Annotated in this window: 11 protein-coding genes; 9 read left to right on the top strand and 2 right to left on the bottom strand. The window is 61.0% G+C overall.

The window, feature by feature from the left end; translation table 11 throughout:
• The first annotated feature begins 19 nt into the window (after positions 1-19).
• The 8 genes from BLU75_RS25015 (at position 20) to yccS (ending at position 11,822) form a co-directional block, all read left to right on the top strand.
• On the top strand, positions 20-715 hold the full coding sequence (locus BLU75_RS25015) for an RraA family protein (RefSeq protein ID WP_084378494.1): 696 nt from the start codon (positions 20-22) through the stop codon (positions 713-715).
• A gap of 174 nt (positions 716-889) precedes the next feature.
• Positions 890-2,332 carry a TldD/PmbA family protein gene (locus BLU75_RS25010; RefSeq protein WP_084378495.1) on the top strand — a complete coding sequence of 481 codons (1,443 nt, stop codon included), beginning with the start codon at positions 890-892 and terminating at the stop codon, positions 2,330-2,332.
• Positions 2,332-3,648, top strand: coding sequence for a TldD/PmbA family protein (locus BLU75_RS25005; protein ID WP_084378496.1), 1,317 nt, complete (start codon positions 2,332-2,334; stop codon positions 3,646-3,648). Before BLU75_RS25010 ends, BLU75_RS25005 begins: the two co-directional genes overlap by 1 nt.
• A 237-nt stretch (positions 3,649-3,885) precedes the next feature.
• Positions 3,886-4,776, top strand: coding sequence for an alpha/beta fold hydrolase (locus BLU75_RS25000; RefSeq protein ID WP_084378497.1), 891 nt, complete (start codon positions 3,886-3,888; stop codon positions 4,774-4,776).
• A gap of 35 nt (positions 4,777-4,811) precedes the next feature.
• Positions 4,812-6,239 (top strand): multidrug transporter subunit MdtD, encoded by a 1,428-nt coding sequence (mdtD, locus tag BLU75_RS24995; RefSeq protein ID WP_084378498.1) that lies wholly within the window; start codon positions 4,812-4,814, stop codon positions 6,237-6,239.
• A gap of 162 nt (positions 6,240-6,401) precedes the next feature.
• Positions 6,402-7,739: an ATP-dependent RNA helicase DbpA gene (dbpA, locus tag BLU75_RS24990; protein WP_231982692.1), complete on the top strand. Its 1,338-nt coding sequence runs from the start codon at positions 6,402-6,404 to the stop codon at positions 7,737-7,739.
• Between the two features lie 149 nt (positions 7,740-7,888).
• On the top strand, positions 7,889-9,067 hold the full coding sequence (locus BLU75_RS24985; protein WP_084378500.1) for a BaiN/RdsA family NAD(P)/FAD-dependent oxidoreductase: 1,179 nt from the start codon (positions 7,889-7,891) through the stop codon (positions 9,065-9,067).
• A 583-nt stretch (positions 9,068-9,650) separates the two neighbouring features.
• Positions 9,651-11,822 (top strand): YccS family putative transporter, encoded by a 2,172-nt coding sequence (gene yccS, locus BLU75_RS24980; RefSeq protein ID WP_084378501.1) that lies wholly within the window; start codon positions 9,651-9,653, stop codon positions 11,820-11,822.
• Positions 11,823-11,835: 13 nt separating this feature from the next.
• Here the strand turns inward: yccS and BLU75_RS24975 are convergent, their stop codons facing one another.
• Positions 11,836-12,573 (bottom strand): substrate-binding periplasmic protein, encoded by a 738-nt coding sequence (locus tag BLU75_RS24975; protein WP_084378502.1) that lies wholly within the window; start codon positions 12,571-12,573, stop codon positions 11,836-11,838.
• A gap of 255 nt (positions 12,574-12,828) precedes the next feature.
• Here BLU75_RS24975 and BLU75_RS24970 point away from each other — a divergent pair, with 255 nt between their 5' ends.
• Positions 12,829-13,284: a GNAT family N-acetyltransferase gene (locus BLU75_RS24970; protein ID WP_084378503.1), complete on the top strand. Its 456-nt coding sequence runs from the start codon at positions 12,829-12,831 to the stop codon at positions 13,282-13,284.
• Here the strand turns inward: BLU75_RS24970 and BLU75_RS24965 are convergent.
• Positions 13,275-13,571 carry a winged helix-turn-helix domain-containing protein gene (locus BLU75_RS24965; RefSeq protein WP_084378504.1) on the bottom strand — a complete coding sequence of 99 codons (297 nt, stop codon included), beginning with the start codon at positions 13,569-13,571 and terminating at the stop codon, positions 13,275-13,277. The two genes, BLU75_RS24970 and BLU75_RS24965, sit on opposite strands and share 10 nt — an antisense overlap.
• Positions 13,572-13,584 lie beyond the last annotated feature (13 nt).

Here is a 13,584-nt window from a genome sequence, read left to right as displayed (position 1 = left end):
CTGGCCACGAGGCTTTCTCATGTTTGATGTCGTTTCTTCGAGCAAATGGCCTACCGGCTTTCTGATCAATCCAAATGTTGAACCGCTGGACCCGAAATGGCTGAAGGAATTCAGCAAGATCCCGGCCGCTGCTGTCAGCGATTGCCTGGGGCGTAACGTCGGTGGCCTGGGCCTCAAGGCCTTCCATGGCAACGCTCCGATGCTCGGCAGCGCGCTGACCGTGCGCGTGCGTCCAGGTGACAACCTGATGATTCTCAAAGCCATGCAGATGGCCCGTCCGGGTGATGTGCTGGTGATCGACGGCAGCGCCGACCTGACCCGCGCGGTGTTCGGCGGCATCATGCGCGCCATGGCCTTGAAGGCCGGCATCGTCGGCGTGGTGATCAACGGCGCCTTGCGCGACCTCGACGAATGGCAGACCGGCGAACTGCCAGCGTATGCCATCGGCGGCGTACACCGTGGCCCGAGCACCGACGGCGGCGGCGAAATCAACGTACCAATTTCCTGTGCCGGCATGCTGGTGATGCCCGGTGACCTGATGATCGGTGATGGCGACGGCGTGGTGGCCGCGTCCCGCAGCGAACTGCCGGAGTTGCTGGTGCGCTGCCACGACCTGCTGGCCCGCGAGCAGGCTACACTCGCGGCCATCGAAGCCGGCACCCTGGACCCTGATCGTTTTGACGCGATCCTGCGCGCCAAGGGTTGCCCGGTTTAACCCTGTAGGAGCGAGGGGACGCCTAGTTCTTGCTGACGAAAATCGCCAACGATGACGCGGGCATTCTGGAGGCACGCGATGCTCTCTGGCTTTTCGCGAGCAAGAACTAGGCGTCCCCCTCGCGCCTACAGCGATAGGGCCCTCCAGGCCACCACCGCCCACCAGGAAGGCCCTATGTTCGACGCTCACCCGCAACTCAAAAAACACTTCGCGGCCCTGCGCACCACCGCCGAATTCTTCTCTTTGCGCTACGTGCGCGAATCCGGCCAGTTTCTGTCAGTGCGCAAAAACGTCGCCGAACCGCCACACCTGAGCCAGGACCAAGGCGCCATGCTCACGGTGCGCCTCAACGGTGTCGAAGCCTACGCCGCGACCCACGATATTTCCCTGCCCGGTCTGCAAGCCGCGCTGGAGCGCGCCGAACAGCAAGCGCGGCGGATCAAACCGCATGCCCTGCTCGACCTGCGCGAGCAGCCAGTGTCCAGCGAAGTCGCTGATTATTTGTCGCCAGACCTGGATCAGCCCTTCCCGTCCCTGAGCGAGTGCTACCAACGCCTGGGCGCCGAGTCTGCCACCGTGCCCAAGGATGAGCGCTTGGTGAGTTGGGAAGTCAGCCTCGGTACTACCCTCGTCGAACAGATCTACCTCAACAGCGCCGGGGCCGTCCTGCGTCAGGCCCAGCGCTTTGTGTTCCCGGGCATCAACGTGACCGCTTATGACGGCAACGACAGCCAGACCCGGACCTTGGGTGGCAGCAACTTCGGCCAGCAAGGTGGCTTCGAGGTGGTCAAGCGTTTCGGCCTGATGGGCGCCGCCACGGAAATTGCCGATCAGGCATTGCAACTGCTGCTGGCACCGAATACGCCTCAAGGTCCGCGTGACCTGCTGCTGATGCCTGACCAAATGATCCTGCAGATCCACGAGTCCATCGGGCATCCGCTGGAGTTGGACCGCATCCTGGGTGACGAGCGCAATTACGCGGGTACCAGCTTCGTCAAGACCAGCGACTTCGGCCAGCTGCAATACGGCTCCAGACTGCTGAACGTGACGTTCGACCCCGATATTCCCGAGCAACTGGCCAGTTACGGCCATGACGACGACGGCACGCCCGCCCGTAAACAATTCCTGATTCGCGAGGGATTGTTGCTCAAGCCTTTGGGCGGTGCGTTGTCGCAATATCGGGCAGGTTTGGGTGGTGTCGCCAACAGTCGCGCCTGTAGCTGGAACCGCGCGCCCATCGACCGCATGGCCAACCTCAATATCGAGGCCGGCGACCAGAGTCTGGCGCAACTGATCGGTGGCATCGAGCACGGCATTCTGATGTCGAACAATCGCTCCTGGTCCATCGACGATGCGCGCAACAAATTCCAGTTCGGCTGCGAATGGGGCCAATTGATTGAGGACGGCGAACTCAAGGGCGTGGTGAAGAACCCCAACTACCGGGCTATTTCCGCGCAGTTCTGGCGCAAGCTCAGCGCCGTTGGTGACGCCAGCACCTTCAAAGTGTTGGGCACGCCCAACTGTGGCAAGGGCGAACCCAATCAGGTAATCCGTGTCGGCCATGCCGCGCCGGCTTGTGTATTCAGCGATGTCGATGTGTTTGGAGGAGATGCCTGATGCAGGCGTTCAAGGGATTGGTGGATTGGCTGAAGCAGGCCATCACCGAAGAGGAACAGTTTCATCTCGGTTACGCGGCGGAGTCATCCGAATTCGTGCGCTTCAACCATGCGCGCGTGCGTCAGGCTGGCCAGGTGCAACAGGCCAGCGTGAACTTGAAGCTGATCAACAACGGCCGCCATGCCGACCTCGGCATCACCCTGGCCGGGCCCCCCGAACTTGACCGCCAGCGCTTGGCCGAAGGCCTGCAACAGTTGCGCGAAACCTTGCCACTTCTGCAACGCGATCCTTATCTGCTGCTCAACCACAGCGCCTGGCAAAGCCACAACACACAGCTTCAGCCACTGCCGGAGCTGGATCAGGTGCTGACGGACATCAGCCTCGCCGCGAAAGACACCGACCTGGTCGGATTTTATGCTGCGGGCCCCATAAGCCGCGGCTTCGCCAGCTCATCGGGAGCGTTTGGCTGGCATCAGGCGAACAGCTTCAACTTCGACTTCAGCCTGTTCCATGCCAACGGTGAAGCGGTCAAGGCCAGTTATGCCGGCGATGCCTGGAACAGCGCGGCGTTTGCCCAGCGCTTTCAACAAGCCCGCGAGCAACTGGCGTTCCTGGGCCGGCCACTGCATCCACTGACGCCGGGCGAATACCGGGCGTACCTGGCGCCGGCGGCCATGGAAGAGATCATCGGCATGCTCGCCTGGGGCGGTTTTTCTGCCCAGTCCATCGCCAGCAAAAGCAGCCCGTTGCAGCGTTTGTATACCGGCGATCAAACGCTGAGCCCGTTGGTGGGCATGAATGAACAGGTCAGCGGCTCCCTGAGCCCGGCGTTTTCCCGGGACGGTTATCCGCGTAGCGACGTGACCCTGATCAACGCCGGCATGGCCGAGGGCCGCCTGGTCAGTTCGCGCAGCGCCGCCGAATACGGGTTGAGCGCTAATGGTGCCGACAGCGACGAATCTCCCAGCGCCTTTCAGATGGCGGCGGGTGATCTGGCCCAGGCCGACATCCTCGAGCAATTGGGCACAGGCTTGTATATCAGCAACCTGTGGTACCTGAACTACTCTGACCAGCCGGCGGCCCGCCTGACCGGCATGACCCGCTTCGCCACGTTCTGGGTGGAAGACGGCAAGATCAAGGCGCCGGTCAGCACCATGCGCTTTGATGACAGCGTCTACCATCTGCTGGGTTCACAGCTGGAGGCGTTGACGGCCGAACGCGAGTTGCTGCTGTCGGCCAGCACCTATGGCCAGCGCGACACCTCGTCCAACTTATTGCCCGGCGCGCTGATCAAGCGCCTCACCCTGACCTTGTAGGCACCTTAATCCCGGCGATGCTGCGTTGGGTTTTGTGGAGACGCCAAGACACGTCTCCTACAGAGGAATGCCCCGCGTCTTGATGAACCTTCCTTTACAGCAGCCCATTGATTGATGGGTTGTTGTCGCCCGCCAAAAACCTCGATATAAACGTTAGTGGCGTCCCGCCACCCTTCAACCCACTTGCCGCCAAGTGAGGCATGACCTCGCCTGGGAAAGGCGAGCCGGAGCGTTGACATGCACCAAGGAAGTTTTGTCATTGAGAAGCTGTTCAAGCACTACAACGTTCACGTAGAGCGACTCGGCAACGACCCGCAGAGAAAGACCGTGCTGCTGGTCAACGGCGCGCTGTCTACCACCCGCTCGTTTGCCCGCACCAGCAGGTGCCTGGCCGGGCACTTCAATGTGCTGATGTTCGACCTGCCGTTCTCCGGCTACTCGCGCCCCCACAACACCGATCTCGACCTGGTGACCAAGGACGACGAAGTGGAAATCCTCAGGGCGCTGGTGGAACGCTTCGAAGTCAACCACCTGGTATCGGCCTCCTGGGGCGGCATCTCGACGCTGCTGACCCTGGCCCGCAACCCGCCCTCCATCGAAAGCTCGGTGGTGATGGCCCTGGCGCCTCACCTCAACCAGCCCATGCTCGAATACGTGGAGCGCGTGCGGGTACTGATCGAGGCCGACGATAAATCCGCCGTCGGCCACCTGCTCAACGAAACCGTCGGTAAATTTCTCTCGTCCCGGCTCAAGCGCAATAACCACCGTCATCTGTCGAACATGGCCACCACCGAGTACCGGCAGGCGCGCTTTCATATTCATCAGGTGCTGGCCTTGGGCGATGGCAACTACTTGCCGCAATTGCGCCAGATCAAAACCCCTGTGCACTTTCTCAACGGTGCGCTGGACGAATACACCCCCGCCATTGAGGCGCAGTCGTTCAAGCAGTATGTAGGGCGCAGCAGCTTCGCCACCGCCGAACACACCGGGCACTTGCTAGACCTAGAATCCCGCGAAGCAGCGGTCGCCGTGCATCGGATACTGATCGATTTCCTGGTGGGCAAAAACGTCCCGCTCTCCGATATAGACCAACCGCCAATGGGAAATGAGGCAGTGGATGGCGCATAATCGGCACCCCATCGCCAGCTGAGAAAAGGGACCTCATGCCCAATCGTGTCGAGCTAGATGCCAAGACTGCCCGCTGGATTCCTTGGGTGGTGGCAATTGCCTTTTTCATGCAGTCGCTCGACGGGACGATTCTAAATACAGCACTGCCCGCCATGGCGCAGGACCTGGCGGAAAACCCACTGCGCATGCAAGGCGTGATCATCGCCTACATGCTCACCGTGGCGTTGCTGATCCCGGCGTCGGGCTGGATCGCCGATCGCTTCGGTACCAAGAACATCTTCTTCAGCGCCATCCTGCTGTTCAGTCTCGGCTCATTGCTCTGCGCGCTGTCCAACAGCCTGTCGATGCTGATCGGCGCGCGGGTGATCCAGGGCCTTGGAGGCGCGCTGATGTTGCCGGTGGGCCGACTGGTGGTGCTGCGCGCCTACCCGCGTTCGGAGCTGGTGCGAATCATGGGGTTCATCACGATTCCCGGCCTGCTCGGCCCGTTGCTCGGGCCGACCATGGGTGGCTGGATGGTGCAGTACCTGACGTGGCACTGGATCTTCCTGATCAACCTGCCCGTGGGACTGATCGGTTGCTACGCCGTGTGGAAGTTCATCCCCGACCTGCGCGGCAGCGAACGCACGCGCTTCGACAGCCTGGGATTCCTGTTGTTTGGCGCGGCGATGATGTTCATCACCATCGCCATGGAAGGCCTCGGCGAACTGCACTTGCCGCACCTGCGCGTGATGTTGCTGCTGTTCGGCGGCATGGCGTGCCTGGCGGCCTATTGGCTGCGGGCCGGGCACATCGAAAACCCGCTGTTCTCGCCGCGGCTGTTCAAGACCCGGACATTTGCCGTGGGCATTCTCGGCAACCTGTTCGCGCGCCTGGGCAGCGGCGCCCTGCCGTTCCTGGTGCCGTTGCTGCTACAGCTTGCCCTGGGTTACTCGCCCTCCCAGGCCGGGATGAGCATGCTGCCCCTGGCGGCCGCGGCGATGGTCGCCAAGTCCCTCGCACGGCCGCTGATCGAGCGTCTGGGTTATCGCATCGTCCTGACCGGTAACACGCTGGCATTGGGGTTGATGTTGGCGAGCATGGGCCTGGTCAGCGAGCAGACACCTTATCCGTTGTTGCTAGCCATGCTGGCGGTGCTCGGGGCGATCAACTCGCTGCAGTTTACCGCGATGAACACCGTGACCCTGATCGACCTCGATGACGCCCAGGCCAGCAGCGGCAACAGCCTGTTGTCGGTGGTGGCGCAACTGGCCCTGAGCCTGGGGGTGGCCTGTGCCGGCGCCTTGCTCGGCGGCTTTACCGCCGAACCCGGCAACGATGGCGTCAACACCGTGCTGGGAGCGTTCCAATTGACCTTCCTCACCGTGGGCATCATGGCGATGCTGGCGGCGGCGATTTTCCTGCAACTGTCGCCCAAGGATGGCAAACGCGTGGTCAATCGCGAGCACGATGTGGAGCACTAGGGACAGCTACCAGCTTCAAGCTTATGGCTGCCCTCCTCCCCTCGTCAGAACATGCGGGGAATTCCACAGGGGGCTGTTACACTACGCGACATTTTGTTTTGCAGAGCCAGTCCCGTGACCACCATCGCCACCGCTTTTAGTACTTTGCCGCTGTCCGCCGCCATGCTGGCGAACCTCGACTCTCTGGGTTATGCCGAGATGACGCCGATCCAGGCGCAAAGCTTGCCGGTGATCCTCAAGGGACTGGACCTGATCGCCCAGGCTAAGACCGGCAGCGGCAAGACCGCCGCCTTCGGCATCGGCCTGCTGAACCCGATCAACCCGCGCTATTTCGGCTGCCAGGCCCTGGTAATGTGCCCGACCCGCGAGCTGGCCGACCAGGTCGCCAAGGAAATCCGCCGCCTGGCCCGCGCCGAAGACAACATCAAAGTGCTGACGCTCTGCGGTGGCGTGTCCCTCGGCCCACAGATCGCTTCGCTGGAGCACGGCGCGCACGTCATCGTCGGCACGCCGGGACGCATCCAACAACACCTGCGCAAGGGCTCGCTGGTGCTCGACGGCCTGAACACGCTGATCCTCGACGAAGCCGACCGCATGCTCGACATGGGCTTCTATGACGCCATCGAAGACATCATCAGCAAGACCCCGGCGCGCCGTCAGACGTTGCTGTTCTCGGCCACCTACCCGGTCAGCATCAAGCAACTGGCGTCCAAGTTCATGCGCGCGCCGCAGCAAGTGAAGGCCGAGGCGTTCCACTCGGACGAACAGATCGAACAGCGCTTCTACGAAATTTCCCCGGAAGAGCGCATGGACGCCGTGACCAAGGTGCTGTCGCACTTCCGCCCGGCCTCCTGCGTGGCGTTCTGCTTTACCAAGCAGCAAGTGCAGGAAACCGTCGACCACCTGACGGCCAAGGGGATTTCCGCGGTCGGCCTGCATGGCGATCTGGAACAGCGCGATCGCGACCAGGTGCTGGCGATGTTCGCCAACCGCAGTACCTCGGTCCTGGTAGCTACCGACGTTGCCGCTCGCGGCCTGGACATTGACGCACTGGATATGGTGATCAACGTCGAACTGGCCCGCGACTCGGAAATCCACATTCACCGCGTTGGCCGTACCGGTCGTGCCGGTGAAACCGGGATTGCCATCAGCCTGGTGGCACCGTCCGAAGCTCACCGTGCCCAGGCCATCGAGCAACTGCAGAAGTCGCCGCTGAACTGGGACCAACTGGACAACCTCAAGCCGCAAAGCGGTGGTCCGCTGCTGCCACAGATGAGCACCTTGTGCATCGCCGCTGGCCGTAAAGACAAGGTTCGCCCGGGCGATATCCTTGGCGCACTGACCGGCGATGCCGGGATTCCGGGCGCGCAGGTGGGCAAGATCGCGATCTTTGATTTCCAGGCCTATGTGGCCGTGGAACGCGGCATCGCCAAGCAGGCATTGCAGCGCTTGAATGACGGCAAGATCAAGGGTCGTTCGCTGCGCGTGCGAATCCTGTAAAGACACCGCTCGCCCCTGTAGGAGCGAGCTTGCTCGCGAAAAACCTGAGCGCGCGGCGTCAAGCCAGACAGCACGCGTTATCGTTGACGTTTTTCGCGAGCAAGCTCACTCCTACAGGGTCGTATCGATTCCTGTATGAGGACACCGTTTTGCGCTCGACCGAAGTTGTGATCATTGGCGCCGGCGCCGCAGGCTTGATGTGCGCGCTGACCGCCGCGGGGCGTGGGCGCACGGTGATGTTGATCGACCATGCGAACAAGGCCGGCAAGAAGATCCTGATGTCTGGCGGTGGTCGCTGCAATTTCACCAATATGTACACCGAGCCGGCCAACTTCCTGTCGCAGAACGCACACTTCTGCAAGTCGGCGCTGGCCCGCTATACCCAGTGGGATTTCATTGGATTGGTGGCCAAGCACGGCGTGCCGTACCACGAGAAAAAACTCGGCCAGCTGTTCTGCGACAACAAATCCAGCGACATTCTCGGTATGTTGCTGGACGAGTGCATCCAGACCGGCGTGAACCTGCACCTGGACACATCGATCCAGCAGATCGACAAACTCGAATCGGGTTATCAGCTCCAGACCACCCTGGGCGAGCTGCGATGCGAATCCCTGGTGATCGCCACTGGCGGGTTGTCGATTCCTACGCTGGGCGCCACCGGGTTCGGCTATCAAGTGGCCAGACAGTTCGGCCATGAACTGCTGCCGACCCGTGCCGGCCTGGTGCCGTTCACCATCACCGATCAGCTCAGGGAACTGTGCACCGAGCTGTCCGGCACTTCGGTGGATTGCCTGGTGAGCTGCAATGACCAGAGTTTTCGCGAAAACATTCTGTTTACCCATCGTGGCTTGAGCGGGCCGGCGATCTTGCAGATTTCCTCCTATTGGGAGTCCGGCGATACCGTCGAAATCAATCTGCTGCCAGACCATGACGCCCACGCCTGGCTGCAACAGCAACAAGCCGAACGGCCCAACAGCGAACTGAAAACCCTGCTCGGGGAGATTTTCACCAAGAAGATGGCCAATCTGCTGGCAGAACAGTGGTTTGTTTCCAAGCCGATGAAACAGTACACCCATGCAGAATTGGCGGAGATCGCCCACACGCTGGGAAGCTGGCAGTTGATTCCGGCGGGCACCGAGGGTTATCGCACGGCGGAAGTGACCTTGGGGGGCGTGGATACGCGGGAGGTGTCGTCCAAGACCATGGAGTCGTTGAAAAGCCCTGGCTTGTATTTCATCGGCGAAGTGCTGGATGTGACCGGTCACCTGGGCGGGTTCAATTTCCAGTGGGCCTGGGCTTCGGGCTACGCGGCGGCGCAATACGTCTGATCGGAGGTTAGAACCAGCGGGCTCAAGGTGCTTGAAAAGTCCGTGGTATCGGGTTGGTACGCGCTGTCGAGGTCTGTTGGCGAAGTGGGCTTTGTGGTGAATGCTGCGGCGGGCAGTACGATAGGTGGCCGGCTTGAGATCCGCCCCTAACCCTCTCCCGGAGGGAGAGGGGACCGATCGGGGGATATTGGCGGTTTACATCGACCTGAAAAATCGGCTGTGAATCCGCAATCGAAACGGTTTTTCAGATCGCCGATTTTCTTGGCACACTTCGGTCAGTTCCCTCTCCCTCCGGGAGAGGGTTAGGGTGAGGGGCGGATCTCAAGCTCAACACAAAAGAACCATCCACCTCAGATCAAAACAGCTCTTCAGCGTGCTGAGTGACCTCAAAAACCTTGAAAAGGCTTCGCCATCCGGACGAAACTGCAATTAGCCGTAGCCGCGACCCCAAATATGCACCCGCCCCCGCCCCTCTCAAAAACCAGATTGGAATAAAATGTGCTCCTGGATGTGATCGTCACGCTTGCCGTAACGTCATTACTGGCTCAATTTAGCGACATTGTCCCGGAAGACCCCAGACTTCATGTCATCGACCTCGTTCAAGCAGTCCATGCGCCGCCTTTGGGCACTGGATAAGTTCAGTTACAGCGTACGGGTATTCATCGCCCTCACCGGCAGCATGACGCTGTGCTGGTATCAGGATGAAATGACGCTGTTGATTCCGCTGTTCCTGGGGATTATCGCCAGCGCCCTGGCCGAGACCGATGACAGCTGGCAAGGCCGCCTCAACGCCCTGGCAGTCACGCTGGTGTGTTTCAGCGTGGCGGCGCTGTCGGTGGAGCTGCTGTTTCCCTATCCCTGGGTTTTCGCCATCGCCCTGGCCCTGGCCAGTTTCAGCCTGACCATGCTCGGCGCGTTGGGTGAGCGCTATGGCGCGATTGCCTCGGCCACCTTGATTCTGTCGGTCTACACCATGATCGCCGTGGACCAGCGCGGCGGCGCTGTCACCGACTTCTGGCACGAGCCGTTGCTGTTGGTGGCCGGTGCCGCCTGGTACGGCGCGCTCTCGGTGTTGTGGCAGTTGCTGTTTTCCAATCAGCCGGTGCAACAGAGTCTGGCACGGCTGTTTCGCGAGCTGGGGCGCTACCTCAAGCTCAAGTCATCGCTGTTCGAGCCCATTCGCCAGCTGGATGTAGAAGCGCGGCGCCTGGAACTGGCCCAACAGAACGGGCGTGTCGTGGCCGCGTTGAACGCTGCGAAGGAAATCATCTTGCACCGTGTGGGCAATGGTCGACCGGGTTCGAAAGTCAGCCGCTACCTCAAGCTCTACTTCCTGGCCCAGGACATCCACGAGCGCGCCAGTTCCTCCCACTATCCCTACAACGCCCTGGCTGAAGCCTTCTTCCACAGCGACGTGCTGTTCCGTTGCCAGCGCCTGTTGCGCCAGCAAGGCAAAGCCTGCCAGACGCTTGCCGAATCGATCCAACTGCGCCAACCGTTCGTGTATGACGCCAGCTTCGCCGAGGCCCTGGGCGACCTGAATGCGTCCCTGGAACACCTGCGCATCCAGAGCAACCCGGCTTGGCGCGGCCTGCTGCGCTCGCTGCGGGCCCTGGCCGCCAACCTCTCGACGCTGGACCGCTTGCTCAGCGACGCGAGCAATCCCGACAGCCTGGCAGAGGCCAGCGACAGCAATCTGCTGGATCGCTCGCCACGCAACCTCAACGAAATGTGGACCCGCTTGCGCACTCAACTGACGCCCACATCGTTGCTGTTCCGGCATGCGTTGCGCTTGTCTCTGGCACTGAGCGTCGGCTATTTCATGGTGCATCTGATCCATCCGTCCCAGGGTTACTGGATCATCCTCACCACACTGTTTGTCTGCCAACCGAACTACGGCGCCACCCGGCGCAAGCTCGGCCAGCGGATCATCGGCACAGCCATTGGTCTGACGGTGGCCTGGGCGCTGTTTGATCTGTTCCCCAGCCCCTTGGTGCAGTCGATGTTCGCGATCGCCGCCGGGCTGGTGTTCTTTATCAACCGCACCACCCGCTACACCCTGGCCACCGCGGCGATTACGCTGATGGTGCTGTTCTGCTTCAATCAGGTGGGCGACGGCTATGGACTGTTCCTGCCACGCTTGTTCGATACCCTGCTGGGCAGCCTGATCGCCGGGCTGGCGGTGTTCCTGTTTCTACCGGATTGGCAAGGTCGACGCCTGAACAAGGTGCTGGCCAATACCCTGACGTGCAACAGCATCTATCTGCGGCAAATCATGCAGCAATACGCGGCCGGCAAGCGCGACGACCTGGCTTACCGACTGGCGCGGCGCAATGCCCACAACGCCGATGCCGCGCTGTCCACCACCCTGGCGAATATGCTGATGGAGCCGGGACACTTCCGCAAGGAAGCCGACGTTGGCTTCCGCTTTCTGGTGCTGTCCCACACCTTGCTCAGCTACCTCTCGGGGCTCGGCGCTCACCGCGAAACCCAACTGCCATCTGAAGTCCGTGAACACTTGATCGAAGGCGCCGGCAAGAGCCTCGCAGCGAGCATCGACGAGATCGCTGCGGGACTGGCCAACAAGCAACCGATCGCCATTCAGAGCGATGCCGAAGAAGCCTTGGCGGTGGATCTGGAACAGATGCCCGATGAGATCGATGAAGGACAACGCTTGGTACAGACGCAGTTGGCGTTGATCTGTCGGCAGCTCGGACCGCTGCGGACCTTGGCCGCGCACTTGATGAAGGGCTAGAGAGCGCTGCGCCCTACATCCCATGCCGCTTCAGCAGACGCGCATAACTGCCATCTGCCTTCATCCGGGCAATCTCCCGATCAAACCCGGCGACGATCTGCTCATGCTTCGGGTTTTTCAGGCTGACGAGGATATGCAGGCTGTTTTCACTCAAGGTCTTGGGCAAGAACTCCAGCGCGTTACGCACCCGCGGTGACTCCCGCGCCAGGTAATAGCGCGCGACATACTCATCTTCCACCGTCAACCTTACCCGTTCAGCCGCAAGCATGCGCACCGCCATGGCAAAGTTATGCACCGGAATTTTCTGCAACCCGGGCTCCGCGTCGAAGTCCGTCGAATAAGCATAACCACGCACCACGGCAATGGGATAAGCCTGCAGCTGCTGCAGGTTCTGGAACTCCACGGGATCGTCCCGACGCTTGAGGAAACGCACGCGGTTAAGCAAATACTCGGCGGAAAACTGCCCCAACTGCTTACGCGTATCGTCGTACCAGGCATTGATCAGCACGTCATAACGACCGTCCCCCACTCCCATCAACGCCCTGGCCCATGGCACTTGCTTGAAATCACTGGGATAGCCGGCGCGCGCCAGGGCCGTGGTGACGATGTCGGTGGCCAATCCACCATTAAGCAGCGTGACATCGGTAAACGGTGGCCACGCGTCAGCGACCAGGCGCAAGCGTTCCGCTGCCGCTGCCGGGGCCAGCGTCAGCAGTACGAGCACAGCAACGGCACGAGACAATCGCAACATGCTTAATGTCCTTGCACAGCGGGCAGATTGTTGCGGGCGGTGACGCCGGGCCGAAGGGCGGCCAGACTCTGACTGTAGCTTATCGCTCGCACTGTGCAGCAGCTTACACAAAGAGGTCAGCGGTGAAAGTAACCAGTGATATCAATTTGCCTCTATTCACACAATAGTCGATTTCCAGCTGTTTGCACGGCGCCCAAGACAGGCCTCGGTCACGGGCATTACTATCCAGAACAGATTTTTACGCGAGCGGGAACAATGACAATTGACTGGGTTTGCAAACATCACACACAGCTGGGCAAGGAACAGTTGTACGCCATCCTGCGCCTGCGCCAGGAAGTGTTTGTGATTGAGCAGAAATGCCTCTATCAAGACATCGACGACCAGGACCTGGTGGGTGACACCCATCACCTGACGGGCTGGAAAGATCAGCAACTGGTGGCCTACCTGCGGCTGCTCGACCCGACCTCCCACAACGGTGACGTGGTGATCGGGCGAGTGATCGTCGCACCGGTGGCACGAGGCACCGGGCTAGGCCATCAGATGATGGAAGAAACGCTCAGGCAGATCGACGTCATCTGGCCCGAAACGCCGATCTTTCTCTCAGCCCAGGCACATTTGCAGGGGTATTACGCAGGCTATGGATTTGTGGCTGTGGGCGAGGAATACCTCGAAGATGGTATTGCGCACATCGGCATGCGTCGTCAGGGATAATCCAAGACCCGCTTGATCTGCGCCAGATTGCCTTCAATCCAGCGCGGATCGATCGCCCCCCAGCTGCGAATGCGATAGCGTCCGGCATGATTGCGGGCACCGTCTTCCTGCTCGAACTCACACACGATATCCAGGTCCGCCAACGCACCAATCGTGTCCTGTGCCGTGCGGCGCGGCATGCCGGTGATATCGGTCAGGGCCGGGACGCTGCTGGCTAACTGGCGGTCGATCAGATACGCCACATACAGACGCCGGTAGAAACTGCTCTTGGTCTTGCTGACATCCATGCTGCCGTCCTCT

Source organism: Pseudomonas mucidolens (assembly GCF_900106045.1).
In the GTDB taxonomy this organism is placed as follows: domain Bacteria; phylum Pseudomonadota; class Gammaproteobacteria; order Pseudomonadales; family Pseudomonadaceae; genus Aquipseudomonas; species Aquipseudomonas mucidolens.
This window is presented reverse-complemented; position numbering and strand designations above follow the sequence as displayed.